This window comes from Frateuria sp. (assembly GCF_035943815.1).
Classification (GTDB): domain Bacteria; phylum Pseudomonadota; class Gammaproteobacteria; order Xanthomonadales; family Rhodanobacteraceae; genus Frateuria_A.
Genome location: NZ_DASZBU010000017.1, coordinates 71,480 through 96,212, shown reverse-complemented (window position 1 = coordinate 96,212; position 24,733 = coordinate 71,480). Strand labels below are relative to the sequence as shown.

The window sequence follows — 24,733 nt, the reverse complement described above, 5'->3', positions numbered from 1 at the left end:
GGGGCTCAATCGCGATAGCGCTTGAGCAGATCGCCGTAGGCATCGATGCGTCGGTCGCGCAGGAACGGCCAGATCCGCCGCACGTGCTCGCTGCGCGAAAGGTCAATGTCGACCAGCAGCAGCTCGCGCCCGTCGGTGCCGGCCTTGGCCAGGAACTCGCCCTGCGGCCCGGCTACGAAACTGGTGCCCCAGAACTGGATGCCTGCACCCACTTCAGAGGGGTCGGCCTCGTAGCCGGTGCGATTGCAGGCAAGCAGCGGCAGTCCGTTGGCCACGGCGTGGCCGCGCTGCACGGTCACCCAGGCCTCGCGCTGGCGGTCCCTCTCGTCCTGCGCGTCACCGGGATCCCAGCCGATCGCGGTGGGGTAGAGCAGCAGCTGCGCGCCGGCCAGCGCCATCAGTCGCGCGGCCTCCGGATACCACTGGTCCCAGCACACCAGCACGCCCAGCCGGCCGACCGAGGTATCGATCGGCTCGAAGCCCAGGTCGCCCGGCGTGAAATAGAACTTCTCGTAGAAGGCCGGGTCGTCCGGGATGTGCATCTTGCGGTACTTGCCGGCGATGGCCGCGGAACGGTCGAACACCACCGCCGTGTTGTGGTACAGGCCGGCTGCGCGCTTCTCGAAGATCGAGGCGACCACGACCAGCCGAAATTCCTCGGCCAGCCTGCCGATGCGCTCGGTACCCGCGCCGGGAATCGTCTCGGCCAGGTCGAACTCGTCCACGCATTCGCGCTGGCAGAAATACGGCCCGTTGTGCAGCTCCTGCAGAAGCACCAGTTGCGCGCCGGCGGCAGCGGCCTCGCGCAGACCCGCCTCGATCGCATCGAGGTTCGCGTCACGGCTGCCGCGGTTGGTTTCCTGCAGCAGCGCCACCTTGAGTGTCTTGCCGGTCATGCCCGTCTCTTGATCACTTGCGAGGAAACGCAGTTTAGCGGAGCGCGACGGGGTGGTTGTCGGCAAAGCGTTGCAGCGTGGCGGGCATTCAGCCCAGCAGGCCGGCAGGCAACTGCATGGTGATGCAGTGCAGGCTGCCGTTCTGCCAGATCAGCGGGCGGCAGGGCACCTGCACCACCTCGCGGCCGGGATAGGCCGCGCCGATGATGCGCGCGGCGTCGGCGTCGGCCGCGTCGCCATAGGCCGGCACCAGCACCGCGCCGTTGACGACCAGGTAGTTCGCGTACGAGGCCGCCAGGCGGCGGCCCCGGTCGAGGATCGGCTGCGCCCAGGGCAGGGGCGAGAGCCGGTAGGGCTCGCCTTCCGTCGTACGCAGCGCCGCCAGTTCGGCGGCCATGCGCGCAAGCTCCTCGTGGTGCGGGTCGGCCGGATCGTCGCAGGCCTGGAACACGATGCGGTTGCCGGGCGCGAAGCGGGCGAGGGTGTCGATGTGCGCGTCGGTGTCGTCGCCCTCGAGGTAACCGTGGTCCAGCCACAACACGCGCCGGGCATGCAGGTTCTCGCGCAGGATCGCGTCCATCGCCTCGCGCGACTGCTCCGGATGGCGCTGGTGCAGGCAGCGCCAGGTGGTGAGTACCGTGCTGCCGCCGTCGCTCTCGATGCCGCCGCCTTCCAGCGCCCAGTCCACGCGCTCGTGCGCCGCCGGGCCGAACACGCCGGTGGCGACCAGGCCGGCGACCAGCGCATCGTCCTGCTCGGCGCCGAACTTGCCGCCCCAGCCGGTGAAGCGGAAGTCGGTGAGCTGGAAGCCCTGCGCCGAGACCAGCGTGATGGGTCCCGAATCGCGCAGCCAGGTATCGTCGTAGGGCAGTTCCGCGAAGCGGATGCGTTCGAGGTCCACGCCCGCGCCGCGCAGCCCGCGCTCGGCGTCGGCGCGTACGCGCTCGTCGGCGACGATCACGACCAGCGGCTGGAAGCGCACGACGGCGGCGGCGAGGGCGACGTAGGTGGTTTCCACCTCGGACAGGCGCTCGGCCCAGTCAGTACCCTCGTGCGGCCACGCGATCAGCACCGCGTCCTGCGGTTCCCATTCGGCAGGCAGTCGCAGGTCAGGGGAGGAAGTCATCGCGTTGCTCGTGTCGGACGGAAAGGCGGCGCAGTTTAGTCGAGCCAGGCCGGCTTGGGCATGACCAAAAAAAGATCCCCGCTTTCGCGGGGATCCCTTTGTCTGGCGCCGGGGGCGAGGGCTCTTACTGCGCGCTCGCCGGATCGTGATTGTTTCCCGCCGGCGTGTTGAGTACCGAATGGATCACGTGATCGTGCTCGAAGTACACGATGAAGTTGCTGTAGTCCCAGCGGTTGATCACCGGATGCTTCCTGGTGTCGCCGCCGCGCGGTTGCAGCTTGCGCTGCGGGGCGCCGTAGCGCTTCTCGACCTGGGCCATGGTCATGCCGCGGGTGGGCAGGTTCATGCCCTGTTCCTGCTGCACGCGCTTGATCAGCAGATTGTCGCCGGCATGTGCCAGCGCCGGCGCCCCCAACGCGATCGCGGCCAGCATCGCCAGGCCGCCAGTGAACTTGACCATGATCCCCTCTCCGCAAAGGTGCATTGCGGCGCCGTTGTAACAGATGTGCGGCAGACGCGCCACGACGCTCCGCGGCGACTGCGATGGGCTCGGCATTCCAAGCCCGGGTATCATGTCGGGTCGCCCGTAGACGTTCCCTCCGATGATCGCGTTCCGCCATTTCGCCCTGCGCCGCGGCAGCCGCCTGCTGCTGTCCGATATCGACCTGACCATCCAGAGCGGATGGCGCCTGGGCGTGATCGGTCGCAACGGCTGCGGCAAGTCCAGCCTGTTCGCCACGCTGCAGGGCAGGCTCGAATCGGATGCGGGCGAACTGGACTTGCCGGCGAAACTGCGCCTGGCCTCGGTGGCGCAGGAGACGCCGGCGCTGCCGGACGCCGCGATCGACTACGTGCTCGGCGGCGACGAGGAGGTCGCGTCCGCCCTGCGCGAGGAAGCCCACGCCCAGGCCCGCGGCGACAGCGAGGCGATGGCACGCGCGCACCATCGCATCGAGGAGCTGCACGGCTACGACGCCCGCGCCCGCGCCGGCCGCCTGCTGCATGGCCTTGGCTTCGCGCCGGAGACCCACGAGCGGGCGGTGCAGGCATTCTCCGGCGGCTGGCGCGTGCGCCTGAACCTGGCCCGCGCGCTGATGGCACCGTCCGACCTCCTGCTGCTCGATGAGCCCACCAACCACCTGGACCTCGACGCCGTGCTGTGGCTGGAGGAATGGCTGCGCCGCTACCAGGGCACCTTGCTGGTGATCTCGCACGATCGCGAGTTCCTCGATGCGGTGACCTCGCACACGCTGCACCTCCACGAGGGCAGGGCGCGGCTCTACACCGGCAACTACAGCGCATTCGAACGCCTGCGCGCCGAGCAGCTGCGCCAGCAGCAGATCGCGCACGAGCGCGAGCAGGCCGAGCGCGCGCACCTGCAGTCCTTCGTCGACCGCTTCAAGGCCAAAGCCAGCAAGGCCAAGCAGGCGCAGTCGCGGATGAAGCGGCTGGAGAAGCTGGCCGGGACCGAGGCGGTGAGGGCGGAACGGCCCTTCCGCTTCCAGTTCGCAGTGCCGGAGCGCTTGCCCGATTCCATGCTGCAGTTGGAAGAGGTGTCCGCCGGTTATGTACTTTCCCCTCTCCCCCCGGGCGAGGGTACGGCCGAAGCGGAAGACGGCGGCTCGCCTCGAGCCCTCACTCCAATCCGGCTCCCGGAGGGAGAGGGGCTGGTCATCCTGCAGGATGTCCGCTTCCGTCTCGAAGCGGGCGAACGCATCGGCCTGCTCGGCCCCAACGGCGCCGGCAAGTCCACCCTGGTCAAGACCCTGGTGGGCGAACTGCCGACACTGGCCGGCGAGCGCAAGGCGCACAAGGACCTGAAGATCGGCTACTTCGCCCAGCACACGGTCGAAAGCCTGCGCGAAGGCGCGAGCCCCTTCGACCACCTGCAGGAGAAGGCGCCGGGCGTGGCGGCGCAGGTGCTGCGCGACTTCCTCGGCGGCTGGAACTTCGCCGGCGACCGCGCCTTCGAATCGGTCGACGGTTTCTCCGGCGGCGAGCGCGCGCGCCTGGCGCTGGCGCTGATCGCCTGGGACAAGCCCAACCTGCTTCTGCTGGACGAGCCGACCAACCACCTGGACCTGGACATGCGCGAGGCGCTGGCCGACGCGCTGGCCGACTTCGACGGCGCGCTGGTGCTGGTCTCGCACGACCGCCACCTGCTCGGCCTGGTTTGCGACAGCTTCTGGCGCGTGGCCGACGGCGCGGTGGAATCGTTCGACGGCGACCTCGATGACTACGCCCGCTGGCTGCGCTCGCGCACCGCGGCGACCAGGAAGCCGAACGAGCCGGCCGCGCCGGCCGAATCCGCAGCCGACCGGCGCCGTGCCGCCGCCGCGCAGCGCGAGCAGGACAAGGCCGCCAAGGCGCGCGTGAAGAAGATCGAGGCCCGCGTCGCGGCGATCGATGCCGACCTCGCCGCGCTGGATGCGAAGCTCGCCGATCCGGCCACCTACAACGGCCCCACCGCAGAGCTGATGAAGCTCGGCCAGCGCCAGGCCGACCTTCGCCGCGAGAAGGAAAATCTCGAAGCGCAATGGCTGGAGCTCTACGAACAACTGGAGGCCGCCAGCGCATGAGCGCGCCGCTGCAGGTGTGGCTGCCCGCGCTGGCGCGCTTCGAGCCTGCGCACCCGCTGCGCCGCCTGCTGACGCGGGCCGATCGCCAGGCTGACGGTTCGCAGGGCTACCTCGCCGGGCTCGCGGCCTGGTTCGATGCCCCGCAGCCGCTGCCCGCCGGTGCGCTCACCCGCGAGGCGCTCGCCGGGGATGCGGGCGACGCATCCTGGCTGTGCGCCGACCCGGCCTGGATCGAGCCGGACATGAGTGGCGTGCGTCTGCTCGCCTGTGGTCGGATGGGACTGTCTCAGGAAGAGGCCCAGGCGATCGCCCAAGCCCTCGTGCCCTTGTTCGAAGAGCAGGACATGCACCTGCAACTGACCACACCCGGCCGCTGGCACCTGCGCCTGCCGCCGGGCATGGCCGTGCCGGAATTTCCTGCACCGGAACAGGCGCTGGGCGAGAACCTGCTGCAGCACCTGCCCCAAGGGCCGCAGGGCCGCCGCTGGCGCATCTTGCAGAACGACCTGCAAGTGGCGTTGCACCAGCATCCGCTGAATGCGCGGCGCCGCGCCGCCGGCCAGCCGCCGGTCAACAGCCTGTGGCTGTGGGGCGCGGGGGCGCTACCTGCCCATGTGCGCACGCAGTTGCAGGGCGTGGTGAGCGACGATCCGCTGCTGCGTGCGCTGGCGGCGCGCGCCGGCGTTGGCCTGCGTTCGCATGCGGAAGACGCCTGGGGTCTGCCGCCCGGCTGGCTGCTCGACCTGCAGGACCTGCCTGCCGCGCAGATCGCCGGGACCTGGTGGCCGCGCATCGACGCGCTTGCCCGCCGGCACGTGCTCGGGCTGGACTTCGCCAGCGGCGAGCGCTGGCAGCATCGCCCGGGGCATCGTTGGCGCTTCTGGCGCAGGGCAGAGGCATGAGGACACCCTTGCTGCGCCGGCGCGCGCCGCAAGGCGCGCCGGAAGGCTGGAGCGATGCGGTGCACCCGGTACTGCGCCAGGTCTACGCCGCACGCGGCGTGCTGCACCCGGCGCAGGCCGAGCATCGCCTGCGCCACCTGCTCCCGCCGCGAGCGCTGGGTGGGCTGGAGCGCGCGGTCGCCTTGCTGACCGAAGCTATCGCCAATGACTGGTCCATCGTGGTCGCCGGCGACTACGACTGCGACGGCGCCACCGGCACCGCCTTGGCCATCCGCGGGCTGCGCCTGCTCGGCGCACGGCGGGTCGGCTACGCCATCCCCAACCGCTTCGTGCACGGTTATGGCTTGAGCCCCGCGCTGGTGGCCTCGCTGGAACCGACGCCACAACTCATCCTCACCGTGGACAACGGCGTGGCCAGTGTGGCCGGCGTGGCCGCCGCCAAGGCCCGCGGCATCCGCGTGATCGTCACCGACCATCACTTGCCGGGCGCGCAGTTGCCGGCCGCCGATGCGTTGGTCAACCCCAATGTGCTGGACGTGCGTGCCTGCGGGCACGGCGAGCCGGCGTGTGCGGCGTGCGCTGACGACGCGCGCATGAACCAGGCCTTCCCCAGCCGTGCGCTGGCGGGTGTGGGCGTGATGTTTTATCTGTTGCTGGCCGTGCGCGCGGGATTGCGCGGGCGGGGCGCATTCGACGGGTGCGTGGAGCCCGACCTCGGCCGGCTGCTCGACCTGGTCGCGCTCGGCACCGTCGCGGATCTGGTGCCACTGGACTTCAACAACCGCGTGCTGGTCGAGGCCGGGCTGCGGCGCATCCGCAGCGGCCAGGCCTGCGTTGGCATCAACGCCCTGGTGGAGGCCGGCAAGCGCAGCCTGTCGGGCATTTGCGCCAGCGACCTGGGCTACGCCGTCGGTCCGCGCCTGAACGCCGCCGGCCGGCTGGAGGACATGCGCCTGGGCGTCGAATGCCTGCTCACCGACGACCCGGTGCAGGCCCGCGCGCTCGCCGATCGGCTGAGCGCCATCAACCAGGAGCGGCGCGACCTGCAGGACGCCATGGTGGCCGAAGCCGAGGCGATGATCGGCACCCTCGGCCTGGACGGCATGGACCAGCGCACCGGCATCTCCTTGTACGAGCCCTCCTGGCATGCCGGCGTGGTCGGGCTGGTGGCCTCCAAGCTCAAGGAACGCCTGCACCGCCCGGTGATCGCCTTCGCTCCGGCCGATGAAGGTCGCCCCGAGGAGCTGCGCGGCTCCGCGCGCTCGATCGCCGGCTTCCACGTGCGCGATGCGCTGGCTGCCATCGACGCACGCATGCCCGGTCTCATCGAACGCTTCGGCGGCCATGCCATGGCCGCAGGCCTGAGCCTGAAGGCGCGTGACTATCCCCGCTTCGCCGAGGCGTTCGACGCCGTCGCCCGCGAATGGCTGGACGAGGAACGCCTGCAGGCGGTGCTCTATACCGACGGCGAGCTCCCACCGGGCAACTTCACCCTGGACCTCGCGCGCCAGCTGCGCGACGGTGGTCCCTGGGGACAGGGCTTTCCCGAGCCGCTGTTCGACAACCTGTTCGAATGCGCGCAATGGCGCGCGATGGGCGAGCGCCACTGGCGGCTGAGCCTGCGCGATCCGCGCGATGGCGGCCTGCACGAGGCGGTGATGTTCAACGTGGGCGCCCACGAGCCGCCGCCGCGCCTGCGCGCGGTGTTCGAGCTGTCGATCAATGACTGGCAGGGCCGCGAAAGCGCGCGCCTCTTGCTGCGACACATCGAACCCGCCTGACCGGCGCGGCCCGTCCGAACCCTTTCCCTGCGGAAGAGGGGCGACAGGCGGGTGGGGGTCCGGATGGGGGTGTGGCGTCCGACGTAGCGGAGCCTTCGTCCCACATCCGCCTCCGCGGCACAGGGGCCATAAGCCGATAGCGCCGGGGAGCTTTCACGCACCCAAGCTTGCATAGCCGTGCCTGCCGCGCTTGGATGGAGTTCCGACCACGTGGAGACACACCCCATGATCGAGCAGATGACCGACCTTCCCGCCGGCGCGCTGGGATTCACCGCGCGCGGCAAGGTGACCGCGGCCGACTACGAAAACGTGTTCGTGCCCGACGTGGAGGCCGCCTTCGCGCTCAATCGCAAGCTGCGGCTGCTCTATCACGTCGGCCACGAGTTCACCGGCTTCGAGCCGGGCGCGATGTGGGACGACACCAAGCTGGGCTTTCGCCACTGGAGCGGCTGGGATCGCATCGCGCTGGTGACCGACGTCAGCTGGCTGCGGCTGGTGGCGCGCACGATGGGCTTCACCGTGCCGGGCGAGTTTCGCCTGTACCGCAACGAGCAGTTGGTCGAGGCCAAGGCCTGGATCAGCGAGTCCTTCCGCGAGCATCACGCCTGAGCGCCCGTCGCACGCTTGCGCGCCCGCCGCAAAGCTGGTCCACTCGTCCCATGTCCACGCCGATCGCCCGCCCCGCTTTTTCCGCTGCGCCCAGCGCGGCGCGCGTGCGGCCGCGCGTGAACAATCGCCCGAACAATAACCGTCGCCTGCACAAGGGGGCCGGCGCGTAGCCGCACGTTCGAGCAACGACTACGCGACGAAGGCCCGCCACGTGCGGGCCTTCGTCGTTTCTGGGGCAACCAAACCACGAGGGAAACGACATCATGTGCGGCATCTTCGCCATGTTCGACCTGGCGCCGGGCGATGACCTGGGCGCGCTGCGCCGGCAGGCGCTGGAGCTTTCGCAACGCCAGCGCCACCGCGGGCCGGACTGGTCCGGCGTGTTCATCGATGCAGGAGCGATCCTGGTGCACGAGCGCTTGGCCATCGTCGACCCTGCCAGCGGCGCGCAGCCGCTGCGCTCGCGCGACGGCACCCTGGCGCTGGCGGTCAACGGCGAGATCTACAACCACGCCGAGCTGCGTCTGGGCAGCGGCTACGACTTCGCCACCGGTTCCGACTGCGAGGTCGTCAATGCGCTCTACCGCGAAGTCGGCGATCCGGGCGAATGGATGGCGCGCCTCAACGGCATCTTCGCCTTCGCGCTGTGGGACGGTGCCGCGCAACGCTACCTGGTCGCCCGAGACCCGCTGGGCGTGTGCCCGCTCTACTGGGGCCACGACACGGCCGGCCGGTTGTGCGTGGCCTCGGAGATGAAGGCGCTGGTGGGCGTGTGCCTCGATCTGGCGGCATTCCCGCCAGGTCACATCTACGACAGCGCCGATGGCGGGCTGCGCCCCTACTACCGGCGTCCCTGGCGCGACTACTCGGCGACGCAGGGCAGGGCGCCGGGCGATCTGCGCGCGGCGCTGGAACAGGCGGTACGACGCCAACTGATGACCGACGTGCCTTACGGCGTGCTGCTGTCCGGCGGGCTGGATTCCTCGCTGGTCGCCGCCTGCGTGGCGCGCTTCGCCCGCGAGCGCATCGAGGACGACGGCCGTAGCGAAGCCTGGTGGCCGCGCCTGCACTCCTTCGCGATCGGCATGGAAGGCTCGCCGGACCTGGCCGCCGCGCAGCTTGCCGCCGAGGCGCTGGGCACCGTGCACCACGGCTTCGTGTACACCTTCTGGGAGGGACTGGACGCGCTGCCGGAGGTGATCCGCCACATCGAGAGCTACGACGTCACCACCGTGCGCGCCTCCACGCCGATGTTCCTGCTGGCGCGGCGGATCAAGGCGATGGGCGTGAAGATGGTGCTCTCCGGCGAGGGTTCCGACGAGCTGTTCGGCGGTTACCTCTACTTCCACAAGGCGCCCTCGGCCGAGGCCTTCCACGAGGAGACCGTGCGCAAGCTCGACGCACTGCACGGCTACGACTGCCTGCGTGCGAACAAGATAAACATGCCGATCGGCGAACCCTTCTTCGCCGTCCGTCTCGGCATGCTCACCGACCGCTGCGGCGTGGCCTGGATGGTCACCTGCAACCGCGGAAGGCCGCCTCAGCCCAGGCCCATCCGCTGGCGGAACTTCTCCACCAGCGCGAGCAGTTCACGCGTGCCGTAGGGCTTGGCCAGATAAGCATCGTAGCCCGGGTGGCGGGGCAGGTGATCCTCGGCAATTGCAGTGGTGAGGATGACCGGCCGCGCATAGCCGGCCTCGCGCAGCGCCTGGATCATCTCCAGGCCGCTCAGGCGCGGCATCATGAAGTCGCTCACGATGAGCTCGGGCTGCTCCTGCATGGCTATGTCCAGGCCGTCGCGCCCATCGGAGGCGACGGTCACGTGGTAGCCGGCTTCCTCCAGCACCGTGGCCGCCACCAGCGCGACGTCGGGTTCGTCCTCGACCAGAAGCACGCGCAGCATGATCAGCCCGCTTTCCGGGGCAGGAGGATCTTCGCGTCTGGCCCGAAGACGATGCCGCTGTCGGTGATGTGGAACTCGTGCGTGCGCGGATCGAAGTCGCTGTCGCGCAGCTTGATCACCGACAGGTAGCGGCGGAGCGCCTGGTCGCGCCTGCCGGTGTTGAGCAGCAGCACGTTGTCGACCATGGCCGACAGCTCGTCGCTGGGCATCAGCGTTTCTTCCAGGCGCAGCTCCGGGATCTCCGAGGTGTACAGCGCGGTGGCGCCGAGCGCGGCCAGTTGCATGCTGAGCGCATTGATCACGTAGGGCATGCGGCGGGGGATCACCAGGCTGTCGCGGATCGCCACCAGGCCGTCGACGAACACGCGCTTGACCTGGCGTGCCCGCGCCCGGCGCACGATGTCGTGCACCAGCTCGTCGACGACGTTGTCCGCCGGCGGCAGCCACACCAGTTCCAGCGTGCCGGACTCGATCGGCGTGTCCAGGTCCAGGCCGACGCAGCGGGCCTTCTGGCGGAGGCGCGCGGGCGTCTCGTAGAAGCCAAGCATGAGACCCGGCTCCTGGACGCTGGAGCGCGCGAGGAAATGCATGCCGAGCGTCGTCTTGCCAGAACCGGTCGGGCCGACCAGCATGGCCGCCGACCCGGCGGGAAAGCCGCCCCGCAGCACGCCATCAAGCTCGTCCAGCCCGGAGGTGAGGCGATGCGCATCGGCGCGCGCCGGAGCCGCTACGCTCATCGAATCCTCCACCCGCGGGAACACCGCGATTCCTGCTTGGGTGATGCGGAAGCGGTGCCTGCCCGGCAGGATGGCCGCGCCTCGGTGCTTGCGGACCTGGATGGTGCGGTAGGCACGAAAGCCCTGCGTCTCGTCGCTGAGCTCGATCCAGCCGTCCACCATGGTGTGTTCCGGGCAACTGGCCCGGCGGTTCTGATGGGTAAGCATCACCAGCACGGCGTTGGCCACGCCGGCCACGCCCTGCAGGGCATGGATGAATGCGCGGAATTCCTGCTCGGACGCCACCGACTGGGCCACGAAGGTGCCATCGAGCACCATCGCCGTAGCGCGATGCCGCTTGATCTCGTGCTGCACCAGCTTGAGCAGGCCAGGCAGGCCTTCGCGTTCGAGCACGCCGTAGCCGCTGATGTACTGCATGGCATCGGGCAGCGCGCCGCCCTCGAAAAACCCCATCTGGCTGACGTAGCCCAACATGCGCGAACTCGATTCGGCCAGCAGCGTCATGTAGAGCGCGCGGCCGCCGGCGCGCACGTGCGCATAACAGAACTGGTTGGCCAGGATCGTCTTGCCCGCACCCGGCGGTCCCTGGACGATGTAAGCCGATCCGCGCAGGAAGCCACCATCGGTCAGCCGGTCCAGCCCCTCGATGCCCGTTGGAAATTTTTCGATCACGTTTTTCGCTGCTCCAGGAAACTGCCCGCGTGCTTCGACATGGCGTAATCGCAGCACTCGGGACCGCGCATCTTAGCCTGTAAGGCCGCGTACGCTTGAAGTGCCATTGGGTCCATGGCGCGAAGGGTTCTGATGGAACGCTGCAAGTGCGGGGGCGTGCCGACGCATGCGATGCGCTGCGCACCGTTGCATCCGCCAACGGCCGCGTTCGCCTTGCGCACGCATCCGACCAGCGCGAAGCGGTTGCATGCCAGCGAACGGCGCAGCACGGTCTTCGTCCTTGACCCACGCTTGACGCGGCCGCGGCTTAACTCCCGGTTATCAGAACGGGGGGATCCGACTGAAGGGAGTCCGGAGCAGGCGCAACGGCAGACGCGAGAGGAGTTCGCCTGCCGCACCGAATGCAGCATCCCGGAGTGCCAGCCACAGCATCATTGCACGTCGGTAGTCTCTCGCACTTGTTACGGATCGGGCGCAGGAGCGCGCCGCCCGCCGAGGCTGCCGTCAACGGAGGACATCATGATTTCCAGAAGGCGTTTTCTGCAGTCGTCACTATCCGTGGCGCTGGTCCCGCTGCTGCCGCGGGTCGCTCTTTCGACGGGTCTGCGCGTGCGGCAAAGCTGGGATGCCTTCTGCACCGGGCCGACCTATGCGTCGCTTTGCAACGCGGTCAGCCTGATGTGCGCGAACAAGAATTCCCGCGATCCCGCCAGCTGGTCGTACTGGCCAGCCGTGCACAACACTTACTGCCCGCATGGCAAGCCCTATTTCCTGGCCTGGCATCGCGGCTTCCTGTATCGCTTCGAAGGTTGGCTGCGCAAGGTATCGGGCGATCCCAACCTGGTGCTCCCGTACTGGAACTACTACGCCAACCCTCAGGTGCCGTCGCAGTTCCTCGACCCGACGACTCCGCTCTACCACAGTGGGCGCACCGGTTCGGACGTCAGCGGCGCGCTCAGCCTTGACCCGTTCGCCAACAACATCATCAATTTCCAGCGCGGCCTGACCGATGCCTTCGAGCCGCTGCTCGAAACGCGCCCTCACAACCCGGTGCACAACCTGATCGGCGGCATCATGTCGTCGGTTCACTACTCGCCCTGGGACCCGTTGTTCTGGGTGCACCACGCCAGCATCGACCGCCTGTGGGCGGCTTGGTCCGCGGCCGGCGGCGGACGCCAACAGCCCGCCCCGACCAACAGCTACTGGAACCTCAGCTTCCAGTACGGCGCCGCCATCAAGCCCGTGCCGGCCGTGTGGACCACCACCACGAGCCGTTACTTCGGCTACCAGTACGACGACGAGACCATGCCCACGTCGCTGCCCGCTCCGCCACCGCCGCCGCCCTCGTCCTCCGCGCTCGCGCCGACCTTCAGCCTGGCTGGCACGCTGCCGGCCAAGCCGGCCGCCGTCGCCGGACCGCCGCTGGGTTCGTCCGCGCCGTTGGCGCTGGACGAGCATTCGCTCAGCGTCGACGTGCCGCTCAGCGCGCAGGGCGCCAGCCGCGTGCGTTCGGCCATGCTCCAGCCGGCCGGTGCGAGTGCGGCGAACTCCGGCCCCGTGCGCGTGGTGCTCGACGACGTCCGCTTGACCGGTCTGGGCAAGAAGGGCGGATATTTCTACAAGGTCTACATCAACCTTCCCGACTCGTCCGCCAACGCGGGCCACGAGCGCAACTTCCTGCTGGGCATGGTCGGCCCGTTCGAGATCGAAGAGGCGCAGATGAAGGCGGCCATGCAGGGCAAGGGCATGCAGGGCATGCACGCCAGCGCCGGCAGCAAGGGCGCGCGGCTGGAGTTCCCGGCCACCGACGCCCTGCGGCGCATCTGGCCGATCCAGTTGGACAAGCTCAGCGTGTCCTTCGTGCGCGTCGATGGCAGCAAGCGGCCATCGAAGGGCCAGACCGTCCGTATCGGCGCCTTCAGCGTCCAGGCCGATCCCGTCAAGTAGGCAGCATGGCCCGGCGGCTCCTGCGCGGGCAGGGGCCGCCGGTGCTACGGCTCGATACGCACAACGAGCTTGCCGAAGTTGCTTCCGTGCAGCATGCCGATGAACGCCTGCGGCGCGTTCTCCAGGCCATCGACCACGTCTTCGCGGTACTTGATCCTGCCCTGCCGCACCCATTCGCCCATCGCCGCGAGGAATTCGCCGAAGCGCGGCCCGTAGTCATCGAAGATGATGAAACCCTGCATGCGGATGCGCTTGGTCAGCAGCGTGCGCATGAGCAGCCCCATGCGATCGGGCCCGGGAGGCAGCCGGGTGTCGTTGTACTGGGCGATCAGCCCGCACAGCGGAATACGTGCCTTGGCGTTGAGCAGCGGCAGCACCGCATCGAACACGGCGCCGCCCACGCTCTCGAAATAGACGTCGATGCCTTGCCGGCAGGCCGCTTCCAATTGTTGTGGGAAATCTTCGGCGTGGTGGTCGGCGCAGGCATCGAAGCCGAGTTCGTCCACCACGTAGCCGCATTTCTCGTTGCCGCCGGCGATGCCGACCACACGGCAGCCCTTGAGCCTGGCGATCTGCCCCACCACCGAGCCCACCGCGCCGCTGGCGGCCCCGACCACCACCGTCTCCCCGGCTCTGGGCTGGCCGATGTCCAGCAGGCCCATGTAGGCGGTGAAGCCCGGCATGCCCAGCACGCCCAGCGCGAGCGATGGGCGTCCCATCCGCGGATCGAGCCGGCTCAGCCCGCGCCCGTCCGACAGCGCGTAGTCCTGCCACCCGCCGTAGGCCAGCACCAGGTCGCCCTCGTGCCAGTCCGGATGCCGGGATGCCTCCACCCGCGCCACCGTGGCGCCGACCATCACGTCACCGACCGCCATCGGCTCGGCATAGGACTCCGCGTCGCTCATGCGCCCGCGCATGTACGGATCGAGCGAGAGATAGCGATTGCGCAGCAGCAGCTCGCCCTCGCCAGGCTCGGGCACCGGCCGCTCGACCAGCGCGAAATCGGCGGCGGTAGGCGCGCCGGCCGGGCGGGCGGCGAGGGTGATCTGGCGATTGACGTGCGGCATCGCGGTCATGGACGTACACCGGGCTGGGTTGAACGAGTGCGGCTGGAACATCGGGCGCGCCGCCCACCTTTGGTGATCCTCCGTAGCGGCGGCGTGCAGATCAAGCGGCGGTGCCCACGGGGGATGGCCGCACCGCCGGGATTGCCCGGGAGGCCCCGTTGGCGCGGGCGGGCTGGCCCTTGCGTGCCCTGGGAAGGGCCAGGACTCGCCTTCTCATCCGGCCGATGTCAGCTGTGGTAGGAAATACATTCAAAGGCAGCCAGAAAAGGAGGTTAAGCCTTGGAGGATCGAGTAATGGAACAGGCTTCGCTCGGCGTGACCGGGCTCGACGACGTACTCAACGGCGGCTTCTCGCGGGGAAGGTTGTTCCTGCTCGAAGGCAGCCCCGGCACCGGCAAGACCACCATCGGGCTGCAGTTCCTGCTGGCAGGCCGGGATGCGGGCGAGCGGGTGCTCTACGTGACGATGTCCGAGACCGAGGACGAGTTGCGCGGCACCGCCGCGGCGCATGGCTGGTCGCTGGATGGCTTGGACATATATGAACTGGTCCCGCCGGAAAACCTGCTGGACGAGGCGCAGCAACAGAGCCTGCTGTATTCCTCCGACCTGGAGCTGGGCGAAACCACCAGCCGCATCTTCGAGGCCGTCGAACGCATCGATCCGGACCGGGTGGTGCTGGACAGCCTCTCGGAGATCCGCCTGCTCGCGCAGAGTTCGTTGCGCTACCGCCGCCAGATCCTCGCCCTCAAACATTACTTCGCTCGCTCCGGCGTCACGGTATTGATGCTGGACGACCTGACCAGCGACACCAACGACAAGACCGTGCACAGCGTCGCCCACGGCGTGCTTCGCCTCGAGGAGCTGTCGCCCGACTACGGCGCCGAGCGCCGCCGCATGCGCGTGGTGAAGTACCGCGGCCGGCAGTTCCGCGGCGGTTACCACGATTTCGTGATCCGCCCCGGCGGAGTGCGGGTGTTTCCCCGGCTGGTGGCTGGCGAGCACGGCGAGCGCTATGAGCGTGACGTGCTTTCGTGCGAACAGGACGAACTCAACGCGCTGCTGGGCGGCGGCATCGAGCGCGGCTCGAGCGTGCTGGTGCTGGGTCCGGCCGGCACCGGCAAGTCGCTGCTGACGTTGATCTTTGTCGCCGGCGCGGTGGCGCGTGGGGAGCGCGCCGGGCTGTTCATCTTCGACGAGGAGCGGGGACTGCTGTTCCAGCGGGCGCTCGGGGTGGGCATGGACCTGCAGCGCATGGTCGACAGCGGCAATCTGGTGGTGGAACAGATCGATGCCGCGCAGATGACGCCAGGCGAGTTCTCCGCCCGCGTGCGCGAGCACGTGGAGGCAGGCGTGCGCACGGTGGTCATCGACAGCCTCAACGGATACCAGGCCGCGATGCCGGAAGAGCAGGCGCTGGTGCTGCACATCCACGAGTTGCTGCAGTTCCTGAACCGGCGCGGGGTCACCACGTTCCTGACGGTGGCGCAGCACGGGCTGGTCGGCGACATGAAGGCGCCGGTGGACGTTACCTACCTGGCCGACACGGTGGTGTTGCTGCGCTACTTCGAGGCGTCCGGCCAGGTGCGCCGCGCGATTTCGGTGGTCAAGAAGCGCACCAGTGCGCACGAGGACACCATCCGCGAGTACCGCATCGGCGCCCGAGGCTTCCAGCTCGGCGAGCCGCTGACGCAATTCCAGGGCGTGCTGCGGGGTGTACCGACGTTTGTCGGGGACGCAGAGCCACGCCTGCTGCGGGACAGACCGTGATCCCACATCTGTCCGAACGCATCCTCATCCTGGCGCCGCACGGCCGCGACGCGCAGGTGGCTGCCGCCATCCTGACGGAGGCCGGGTTGCGTTCGCACGTCTGCCCCTCGCTGGAGGCGCTGGTCGCGGGCGTGAGCGCCGGCGCCGGCACCGCCCTGGTGACCGAGGAAAGCCTGTCGCAGGCGGACCTGTATCCGCTGGCCGCGTGGCTGGGGGAGCAGCCGCAATGGTCGGACTTCCCCTTCATCCTGATCACCCGCCGCGGCGGCATCGAACGCAACCCCACCGCCAGCCGCCTGCTCGATGTGTTGGGCAACGTCACCTTCCTGGAACGGCCGTTCCACCCGACCACGCTGGTCAGCCTGGCGCAGGCCGCGCTGCGCGGGCGGCGCCGGCAATACGAGGCACGCGCGCGGCTGGAGGCGCTGCACGACAGCGAGCAACGTTTCCGCGCGGCGATCCGCGCGGTGCAGGGCGTGCTGTGGACCAACGATGCGGAGGGCATGATGCGGGGCGAGCAGCCCGGCTGGGCCGAGATGACCGGACAGGGCTTCGATGAATACCAGGGTCGGGGTTGGGCCTCGGCCCTGCACCCGGACGACGTGGAGCCGACGCTGCAGGCCTGGGAAGCGGCCCTGGCCAGGCGCAGCACCTTCCAGGTCGAGCACCGCCTGCGCACCGCCAGCGGTGAATGGCGCACCTTCAGCGTGCGTGCCATTCCCGCGTTCGACAGCAAGGGGAACGTGCGGGAGTGGGTCGGCGTACATACGGACGTCACCGAACAGCGCGCCACCGAGCAGTCCCTGCGCGAGCTCACCGCCACGCTGGAGCAGCGCGTGCGCGAGGAAACCGCCGCGCGCCAGGAGGCGCTGGCCAAGCTGCACGAAGCGCAGAAGCTGGAAACCATCGGCCAGCTCACCGGCGGCGTGGCGCACGATTTCAACAACCTGCTGATGCCGATCACCGGCGCGCTCGACATGCTGCATCGGCGCTACAGCGACATCGACGCACGCGCCGGCCGGCTGATCGACGGCGCGCTGCAATCGGCCGAGCGCGCCAAGATCCTGGTCCAGCGGCTGCTGGGCTTCGCCCGCCGCCAGACCCTGGAGACGCAGGCGGTGGACATGGTGGCGTTGCTCGATGGCATGCGCGACCTGATCAAGAGTTCGGTCGGTGCGACCATCGAACTGCACGCCGAGTATCCGGCCAGCCTGCCGCATGCGCTGGCCGACCCGAACCAGCTGGAACTGGCGCTGCTGAACCTTTGCGTCAATGCCCGCGATGCCATGCCCAGGGGCGGCGCGCTCACCATCACGGCGGACGTGGTGGCGCCGGGCCGGGCCCAGCCCGAACTGCCCCGGCGCGACTATGTGCGCGTGTGCGTGGCCGACACCGGCACGGGCATGGACCAGAGCACCCTGGCGCGCGCGATCGAGCCGTTCTTCTCCACCAAGGAGACCGGTCGCGGCACCGGGCTGGGCCTGTCCATGGTGCATGGCCTGGCCGGCCAGCTCGGCGGCCACTTCGCGATTGCCAGCAAGCCTGGCAAGGGCACGCGGGTGGAGTTGTGGTTGCCGCTCGCCCCCGCCGCGACCGTATCGCACCGGCGCGAGCTGAACCCGGATCGCCCCCGTGCCGCCGGTCGTCCGCTGGACGTGTTGCTGGTCGACGACGAGCAACTGGTGCGCGACGGCACCGCCGCGATGCTGCGCGAACTGGGCCATCGCGTGGTCGAAGCCGGCGGCGGCAGCGAAGCGCTGGAAAAGCTCCAGGACGGGCTGCAAGTCGACGTGGTGGTGACCGACTACAAGATGCCGCGCATGGACGGCGCGGAGCTGGCGCGACGCCTGCACCGGTCGTCGCCGCGGCTGCCGGTGTTGCTGATCACCGGCTACAGCGGTCATGCGGAGGACACCCAGGGATTGGCCCGCCTGGCCAAGCCGTTCCGCCAGGCGGACATCGCCGCGGCACTGGACGAGCTGGTGCCTGCGATGAATGTGCGCGGGGGGTGGGTGTACGACGCCAGGGCCTGAGCTCGCGTGCCGCAACGGCGTTTTCTTTTTTTGTCTGGCGACCCATCGCGCTTGCGACGCGGCCCTCTATGATCTGCATGACGGGCGCCACCGGCGCCCGTCGCCAACGATCCCCGTTGCCCAGCCCAGCCCAGGTCATCGATGCCGTCCCAGCCGCGCCCGCCCGGCCGTGCCCTCGAAGTGGGCCTGGCCTTTCTCAAGCTGGGGCTTACCTCCTTCGGTGGACCGATCGCCCATCTGGGCTACTTCCATCGGGAGTTCGTGCAGCGCCGGCGCTGGCTGGACGAAGAACACTTCGGCCAGTTGCTGGGGCTGTGCCAGTTGCTGCCCGGGCCGGCGAGCAGCCAGCTCGGCTTCTCGCTCGGCCTGCTGCGCGGGGGCTGGTTGGGCGGGCTGGCGGCGTTCGTCGGATTCACCCTGCCGTCGGCGCTGCTGCTGTTCGTCTTCGCCACGCTAAGCGGCCAGCTTGCGGGACCTTGGGGACAGCAGGCGATCCATGGACTCAAGCTGGTAGCGGTGGCCGTCGTCGCGCAGGGTGTCACCGCCATGGCGCAGCGGCTCACGCCGGATGCGCCGCGCGCGCTGCTGGCCGCGGCGGCGGTCGTGCTGCTGGCGATCAGCCCGGCGGCGTGGACCCAGTTGCTGGTGGTGGCCGGGGGCGGCGTGGCGGGGCTGTGGCTGTGCCGGTCGGTGCATGCCCGGCCAGGCGAGAGCTTCGCTGTCGGCTACGGGCGCCGTACGGGCCGACTGCTGCTGCTCACCTTCGCCCTCCTGCTTGCGGCCGCCCTGCTGGCCGGCCCGCACCTGCCTGCACTGGGGCAGGCCGCCGCCGCCTTCTATCGCGCCGGCTCGCTGGTGTTCGGCGGCGGCCATGTGGTGCTGCCCCTGTTGAGGGAGGCGGTGGTGCAGCCGGGATGGCTCGACGACAACACCTTCCTGGCCGGTTACGGCGCCGCGCAGGCGATCCCCGGACCGATGTTCACGCTGGCCGCGTTCCTCGGCGAACGCCTGCACGGCGGGGCGGGCGGGGCCGCGGGAGCGGCGGTGGGCCTGCTGGCCATTTTCCTGCCGGGGCTGTTGCTGGTATCCGGCGCGTTGCCGTTCTGGCAGGCATTCGGTCGCCGCGACCTCACCGCGCGAATGCTCGCAGGCACCAACGCGGCCGTGGTCGGCCTGCTGGCCACGGCGCTTTACAACCCGGTTTGGGTGAGCGCCGTCCATGACGCCACCGACTTCGCCATCGCGCTGGTCGGCTTCGTGCTGCTGGTGGCCGTGCGCTGGCCAGCCTGGGCGGTGGTCGTCTGGTGCGTGGCCGCGGCGATGGCCAGGGCGCTGGTCTGAGCGGGCGCTTGCGCGCCGGCGTCACTTGCCCAGCGACTCCAGCACGGCGTCGAGCGACTGCTCCAGCGAGTCGATGCCTTCCCAGGGGTCCTTGCGCAACCGCTTCAGGCGCTCCGGCGTGCTGCGGATGTCGAACGCCGAACCGCTGCCGATCCTGCCCAGCTCCTCCCAGCGCAACGGCACCGCCACCGGCGCGCCGGGCCGGCCGCGCAGCGAGTAGCTCGCCACCGCCGTTGCGCCCCGGCCGTTGCGCAGGTAGTCGACGAAGATCTTTCTGTTGCGGATCGACTTGGTCGACACCGCCACGAAGTCCACCGGGTGCGCGCCGGCCAGCGCCGAAGCGAAGCCCTGCGCGAACTGCTTGACCGTGTCCCAGTCCGACGCGGGCCTGAGCGGCACCACCACGTGCAATCCCTTGCCGCCGGTGGTGCGCAGGAACGATTCCAGTCCCATGTCCCTGAGCAGCTTGCGGGTCAGCCGGGCGGCGGACACCACGCGCTCCCACGGCACGTCCGGTCCGGGGTCCAGGTCGAAGACCACGCGGTCGGCCAGGTCCGGCGTGTCCACGTGGCTGCCCCAGGGATGGAACTCCAGCGTGTTGTACTGCACCAGCTCGATGATCGAGTCGGCGTCCCTGGGATAGAGGTAGACCGCCGAGGCGCCGGTTTCCTCCTTCAGCCGCGCCGAGCCTACGTAGTGCAGCCCGCCCGAGGGAATGTGCTTCTGGAAGAAGGAAGGGTGGCCGATGCCCTCGGGGAAGCGGATCAGCGAGGTGGGGCGGCCGACCACGCCGGGCAGGAACCAGTCCATCACCGCGCGGTAGTAGTCCACCACGTCCTGCTTGGTGTAGCCGTCGTCGGGGTAGAGCACCTTGTCGGGGTGAGTAATGCGGATCGCTGGCGCGTCCTCGGTCGGCGTACCCTTGCCGCGCTTCCTGGCCGGCGCGTTCCGGGGCGCGGTTGCCTTGGGTGCGCGGTCGCTGTCGCGCAGGTCCTCGGGCGTCTTGTCCGGCCGCATCGCCTTCAGGCTCGCCTGGCGCAGCAGGTTCTGGTTGCCGATGCCGCGGTAGTAGACCTCGGCCACCGCGGCGGGCCGGATCCATTTCGATTCGCGCGGCGCGCCTTCGACATGCGCGATGCTGGGCTTGCCGCTGCCGCCCTTGGCCAGCGTCTTCGCCAGCGCGCGCAACTGCTCGTTGCTGAAACCGGTGCCGACCCGGCCCACGAAGGTCCAGTCGCCGTCCGGGGCGGGGCGCGCCAGGAGCAGCGAGCCGAAACCCTCGCGCCCGCCCTTGGCCGGCGTATAGCCGACCACCGCGAACTCGTCGGCCTCCAGCCGCTTGATCTTCAGCCAATCGTCGCCGCGACCGCCGCGGTAGGGGCTGTCGGCGCGCTTGGACATGATGCCCTCGAGCTTCTGCTCGGCCGCCGCAGCGAACACCTGTGCGCCGTTGCCCATCACGTGAGAGCTGTAGGACAGGTGCGCCGGTGGGTTCTGCAACAGCGCCTCCAGCACCGCCTTGCGCTCGATGAGCGGTGTGCGCGAGAGATCCCAGCCTTCCAGGTAGGGCACGTCGAAGAGCATGTAGGCCAGCGGTGCGTTGGCCTCGCCCGAGAGCGTCTTCTGCAAGCCGTTGAAGTCGGGCTGGCCGTTGGCGTCCAGCGCGATCAGCTCGCCGTCCAGCCGCGCCGAGTTCAGGCCCAGCGCTTGCACCGCTTGCAGGATGTCGGGGATCTTGTCGTCCCAGGGCAGGGCGTTGCGCGACCACAGGTGCACCTCGCCGTCCGCGATCGCGGCGAGGATGCGGTAGCCATCCCACTTGACCTCGTGCAGCCAGCCCTCGCCGGTGGGCGGATCGTCCTTCAGCCGCGCCGTTTCCGGTTCGAAGAACTCCGCGTCGATCCCGGCCTTGCGCGCGCCCTTCGCGTTCGCGGCCAGTTCCACGGCTTTGCCGTGGCGGTGCGCCTTGGCCTTGGGCGGCGCCCTGCGGCGTGTACGGGCGAGCTTCTCGGCCACTTCCTTGGCGCCGCCGCTCTTGCCCGCGGCAGCCTTGGTGCTGGCGACCATGCGTGCATCGAGCAGGTCGTCCGCCTCGAGCTTGCCGGCGAACTGGTCCTTGTCGTGGAACAGGAACCAGGTCGGCTGGCGCGAGGGCTTGCCGCTGCGCACCAGGTGCCAGGCGCCCTTGAGCCGATCGCCATAGAGCTCGAACTGCAGGTGACCCTTCTCCAGTTGCGCCTCCGGGTCGTAGGGCGTGGACCAGTAGCCGCGGTCGAAGGTATCCACGTGGCCGGCGCCATAGCCCTCGGGGATGTCGCCCTGGAAGTCGGCATAACTGACCGGGTGATCCTCCACCTCCACCGCCAGGCGCTTGACCTTGGGGTCGTAGGAGGGGCCCTTGGGCACGGACCAGGACTTGAGCGCATCGCCCACCTGCAGCCGGAAATCGTAATGCCGGCGGCTGGCATGGTGCAGCTGCACCACGAAGATCGGACGCGCGCCGCTGCGGGCGGAGCTCTCGGCCGAAGGTTCCGGGGTGCGGTCGAAGCGCCGCTTGCGCTTGTATTCCTGAAGGCTCACGCGGGGGCTCCGCTCGGGTGTCACGCAAGCTGTCGCACTTCGGCCGTGAATGGGCAGTCGAACCGCGTGTGGCATCGTGCCCATGCCGTCGGTCAGGCAATGCGCGCGGGCAGGGGCAGGCCACCCCGGGGGGAGGGGAAACCCTCAGCCATTCCCCCGCGTCACCCCGCCTGCCAGCGATCCAATCCATGCGCTGACCTGGCGGTGCCACTCCTGGATCGCCGCGGCATCCTCGTCGTCCACTTCCACCGGTGCGAACGATGCCTGCGCCCCGCTTGCCTGCAGCCACGCATGCAGGCGCCGCCCGAAGGCGCAGAACTGGCGGTAGCAACTGTCACCGAGCGACAACAGGCCGTACCGCAGTCCCTCCAGCGGCGCCGGCTCATGCATGCAGGTGTCGCAAAAGGCATCGGCGGTGTCCGGCGCCTCGCCGTCGTAGGTGGTGCTGACCACCAGCAGCATGCGCGGAACCGACGCCAGCAGTTCGATCGACAGCACATCGAACTCGACCAGCCGCACTGCCACGCCCATACGCTGCAAGCGTGCCGCGGTGTCGCGCGCGTGGTACTCGGCCACGCCGGTTTGCGTGGCATACGCAAGCAGCAGCGCCGGCTCAGCTTCGGACCTGGCGGCCGGCGGAGGCGCCAGCGCCCGTAGCCAGGAGGGCACGAGGGCCGCGCTGCCGGCGGCCACGCTCGGGCCGATGCGAGAGATCCAACCCATGCCTCCAAGGCTAGGCCGGCGAGCGATCCGGCGCGCTGACCTGGGTCATTCGCCGTGCGGCGGAACGCTTCGCCTCAGCCAGCAGGGTGGGCTTCGGCCTCCCGGCGCGGTGGTCAGGGAGACCCGCGCATGCTGCCGGTATCGAGATAACGTTGGTGCCACGACAAGGCTTCGGTGAGCAGCGAAGGCGACTGCTGCCCGTAGGAACTCGCGCGGGCCCGGTCGAAGTAATCCTGCAGCGCGGGGCGGTAATCCGGGTGCGCGCAACGCTCGATGATCAGCCGCGCGCGCTGCTTGGGCGACAGTCCGCGCAAGTCCGCCAGGCCCTGCTCGGTGACGATCACCTGCACGTCCTGCGGAATGTGGTCGACATGGCTGGCTTGAGGCACGATGGTGGAGATGCGCCCGTGCTTGGCGGTCGATGGCGTCATGAAGATCGAGATGTAGGCGTTGCGCGCGAAGTCGCCCGAGCCGCCGATGCCGTTCTGGATGCGCGAGCCCATCACGTGGGTGGAGTTGACCGCGCCGTAGATGTCCGCCTCGATCATGCCGTTCATCGCCAGGCAGCCGAGCCGGCGGATCACCTCAGGGTGGTTGCTGATCTCCTGCGGCCGTAGAAGGATGCGGTCGCGGTAGCGCGCCGCGTCGGCATTGAACGCAGCGGCGGCGTCGGGGCTGAGCGAGAAGCCAGTGGCCGAGATGACCCCCAGCCGGTCGGCGGCGAGCAGGTCGAGCATGCCGTCCTGGATCACCTCGGTGTAGGAGCTCATGCGCTCGAAAGGGCTGTCCAGCAGGCCGCCCAGTACCGCGTTGGGGATGTTGCCCACGCCCGACTGGATCGGCAGCAGCGCCGCCGGCAGGCGGCCGACCTTCACCTCGTGGCGGAAGAACTCCAGCAGGTGGCCGGCGATGGCGCGAGCGGCATCGTCCGGGGCGCGGAAGGGCTGGTTGCGGTCGGGCGCGTCGGTTTCCACCACCGCCACCACTTTGTCCGGGTCGCAACGCAGGTTCGGCTCGCCTATGCGGTCCCCCGGTCGCACGATCGGGATGGGCACGCGGTGCGGCGGCAGCGCGGTGCCGTAGTAGATGTCGTGCATGCCTTCCAGATCGGCGCTCTGCCAGCGGTTGACCTCCACGATCACCTGGCGCGCCTGGTCGATCCAGGTCTTGTTGTTGCCCACCGACGAGGACGGAATCAACGCGCCGTCCGGCATGATCCCGCTGACCTCGATGACGGCGGTATCCAGCGGGCCGAGGAAGCCCTGCCAGGCCATCGGCGCCACCTGGCTCAGATGCAGGTCGAAGTACTCCATGCGACCTGAGTTGATCTGCTCGCGCACCAGCGGATCGGAGTTGTAGGGCAGACGGAATTCGATGCCCTGCGCCCGCGCCAGCGCGCCGTCCAGCTCCGGCCCCGTCGAGGCCCCCGTCCACACCCGCACGCGGAACGGCCTTCCCGCCGCATGCTCGGCCTCGATCCGCGCCGCCAGCGCCATCGGCACCGCCTTGGGGTAGCCGGAGCCGGTGAAGCCGCTCATCCCTACCGTGCTGCCCGGCGTGATGAAGCGCGCCGCCTCGTCCGCCTCCATCACCTTGCTGCGCAGGCGCGCGCACTGGATCCGCTGGCCGTCGTTCACTAGGGCGTCCTCGTGCTCGGGTGCGGACCCAAACTACGCTCTCGTGTGCAGCGAAGGTGTGGGCAGATCGACGCAGGTTCGGCTGCAGCCGCGCTGCACACGGAAACAGGACATCTCACGTCGAGGTCTTGCGCCCGCCGAGCCACGGCCATTGTTATTGGATGGCCGCGCTGCCGACGACGGAAACCTGGGCAATCGTCTCGCCTGGCGTCGCCGGCAGGCGAGGGCAGGCCGTACGCGGGTCGCCTGCGCAGCAGCTCGCCGATGCAACGAGCGCGGCACCGCCGGCACAGGCCCGGCAGGCCAAGGACAAGCAAACCCGCTCGCCCGCTACTGTCGCCGCCGGCGCCCCCGCAGCCAACGGCGGCTGCTGCACACGGGCGGACGGGCCGGCGCCACCGGGGCCGGAGGAGGGGACCACCCCAGCGGTACC

The 24,733-nt window shown here is 69.5% G+C and carries 18 protein-coding genes and 1 pseudogene; 9 read left to right on the top strand and 10 right to left on the bottom strand.

What is annotated here, in order from left to right; genetic code table 11:
* Positions 1–5: 5 nt before the first annotated feature.
* From VGU65_RS13265 to VGU65_RS13255, 3 genes are all read right to left on the bottom strand, one after another.
* Positions 6–896 (bottom strand): carbon-nitrogen hydrolase, encoded by an 891-nt coding sequence (locus tag VGU65_RS13265; RefSeq protein ID WP_327476450.1) that lies wholly within the window; start codon positions 894–896, stop codon positions 6–8.
* 88 nt (positions 897–984) lie between these two features.
* The gene (locus tag VGU65_RS13260) at positions 985–2,022 is read right to left on the bottom strand and encodes an agmatine deiminase family protein (protein ID WP_327476448.1); all 1,038 of its coding nucleotides are present in this window, start codon (positions 2,020–2,022) and stop codon (positions 985–987) included.
* A 124-nt stretch (positions 2,023–2,146) separates the two neighbouring features.
* Positions 2,147–2,482 carry a hypothetical protein gene (locus VGU65_RS13255; RefSeq protein ID WP_327476446.1) on the bottom strand — a complete coding sequence of 112 codons (336 nt, stop codon included), beginning with the start codon at positions 2,480–2,482 and terminating at the stop codon, positions 2,147–2,149.
* 142 nt (positions 2,483–2,624) lie between these two features.
* Here VGU65_RS13255 and abc-f point away from each other — a divergent pair, with 142 nt between their 5' ends.
* The 5 genes and pseudogenes from abc-f to asnB form a co-directional block, all read left to right on the top strand.
* Complete coding sequence (abc-f, locus tag VGU65_RS13250) at positions 2,625–4,601, top strand: ribosomal protection-like ABC-F family protein (RefSeq protein WP_327476445.1); 1,977 nt, start codon at positions 2,625–2,627, stop codon at positions 4,599–4,601.
* Positions 4,598–5,503, top strand: coding sequence for a phosphoglycerate mutase (locus VGU65_RS13245; RefSeq protein ID WP_327476444.1), 906 nt, complete (start codon positions 4,598–4,600; stop codon positions 5,501–5,503). Before abc-f ends, VGU65_RS13245 begins: the two co-directional genes overlap by 4 nt.
* Complete coding sequence (locus VGU65_RS13240; protein ID WP_327476443.1) at positions 5,500–7,284, top strand: DHH family phosphoesterase; 1,785 nt, start codon at positions 5,500–5,502, stop codon at positions 7,282–7,284. The genes VGU65_RS13245 and VGU65_RS13240 overlap by 4 nt, the downstream gene beginning before the upstream one ends.
* A 225-nt stretch (positions 7,285–7,509) precedes the next feature.
* On the top strand, positions 7,510–7,893 hold the full coding sequence (locus VGU65_RS13235) for a SpoIIAA family protein (RefSeq protein ID WP_327476482.1): 384 nt from the start codon (positions 7,510–7,512) through the stop codon (positions 7,891–7,893).
* A gap of 263 nt (positions 7,894–8,156) precedes the next feature.
* A pseudogene (gene asnB / locus VGU65_RS13230) lies at positions 8,157–9,339 on the top strand (asparagine synthase B); the annotation flags it as partial.
* 94 nt (positions 9,340–9,433) lie between these two features.
* Here asnB and VGU65_RS13225 read toward each other — a convergent pair.
* The 3 genes from VGU65_RS13225 to VGU65_RS13215 are packed head-to-tail and all read right to left on the bottom strand — an operon-like array spanning position 9,434 to position 11,474.
* Positions 9,434–9,796 carry a response regulator transcription factor gene (locus tag VGU65_RS13225; RefSeq protein ID WP_327476442.1) on the bottom strand — a complete coding sequence of 121 codons (363 nt, stop codon included), beginning with the start codon at positions 9,794–9,796 and terminating at the stop codon, positions 9,434–9,436.
* Between the two features lie 2 nt (positions 9,797–9,798).
* On the bottom strand, positions 9,799–11,205 hold the full coding sequence (locus VGU65_RS13220) for an RAD55 family ATPase (RefSeq protein WP_327476441.1): 1,407 nt from the start codon (positions 11,203–11,205) through the stop codon (positions 9,799–9,801).
* Entirely contained in the window at positions 11,202–11,474 is a 273-nt protein-coding gene (locus VGU65_RS13215; protein ID WP_327476440.1) for a hypothetical protein, read from the bottom strand. Before VGU65_RS13215 ends, VGU65_RS13220 begins: the two co-directional genes overlap by 4 nt.
* A gap of 250 nt (positions 11,475–11,724) precedes the next feature.
* Between VGU65_RS13215 and VGU65_RS13210 the strand changes: the two genes are divergently transcribed.
* Positions 11,725–13,152 (top strand): tyrosinase family protein, encoded by a 1,428-nt coding sequence (locus tag VGU65_RS13210; protein WP_327476439.1) that lies wholly within the window; start codon positions 11,725–11,727, stop codon positions 13,150–13,152.
* Positions 13,153–13,196: 44 nt separating this feature from the next.
* Here VGU65_RS13210 and curA read toward each other — a convergent pair whose 3' ends face one another.
* On the bottom strand, positions 13,197–14,228 hold the full coding sequence (gene curA / locus VGU65_RS13205; RefSeq protein WP_327476438.1) for an NADPH-dependent curcumin/dihydrocurcumin reductase: 1,032 nt from the start codon (positions 14,226–14,228) through the stop codon (positions 13,197–13,199).
* 285 nt (positions 14,229–14,513) lie between these two features.
* Between curA and VGU65_RS13200 the strand changes: the two genes are divergently transcribed.
* The 3 genes from VGU65_RS13200 to chrA all read left to right on the top strand — a co-directional run bounded on the left by VGU65_RS13200 (position 14,514) and on the right by chrA (position 19,360).
* Positions 14,514–15,986, top strand: a complete 1,473-nt coding sequence (locus VGU65_RS13200) for an ATPase domain-containing protein (RefSeq protein WP_327476437.1) — start codon at positions 14,514–14,516, stop codon at positions 15,984–15,986.
* A complete protein-coding gene (locus VGU65_RS13195; RefSeq protein ID WP_327476436.1) occupies positions 15,983–18,019 on the top strand; it encodes an ATP-binding protein in 2,037 nt (678 codons plus the stop codon). The genes VGU65_RS13200 and VGU65_RS13195 overlap by 4 nt, the downstream gene beginning before the upstream one ends.
* Positions 18,020–18,160: 141 nt before the next feature.
* Entirely contained in the window at positions 18,161–19,360 is a 1,200-nt protein-coding gene (gene chrA, locus VGU65_RS13190; RefSeq protein ID WP_327476435.1) for a chromate efflux transporter, read from the top strand.
* A 21-nt stretch (positions 19,361–19,381) separates the two neighbouring features.
* Here chrA and ligD read toward each other — a convergent pair whose 3' ends face one another.
* From ligD to scpC, 3 genes are all read right to left on the bottom strand, one after another.
* A complete protein-coding gene (gene ligD / locus VGU65_RS13185; RefSeq protein WP_327476434.1) occupies positions 19,382–21,940 on the bottom strand; it encodes a DNA ligase D in 2,559 nt (852 codons plus the stop codon).
* Between the two features lie 144 nt (positions 21,941–22,084).
* The gene (locus VGU65_RS13180) at positions 22,085–22,663 is read right to left on the bottom strand and encodes a flavodoxin domain-containing protein (protein ID WP_327476433.1); all 579 of its coding nucleotides are present in this window, start codon (positions 22,661–22,663) and stop codon (positions 22,085–22,087) included.
* Positions 22,664–22,776: 113 nt separating this feature from the next.
* The gene (scpC, locus tag VGU65_RS13175) at positions 22,777–24,300 is read right to left on the bottom strand and encodes a succinyl-CoA:acetate CoA-transferase ScpC (RefSeq protein ID WP_327476432.1); all 1,524 of its coding nucleotides are present in this window, start codon (positions 24,298–24,300) and stop codon (positions 22,777–22,779) included.
* Positions 24,301–24,733 lie beyond the last annotated feature (433 nt).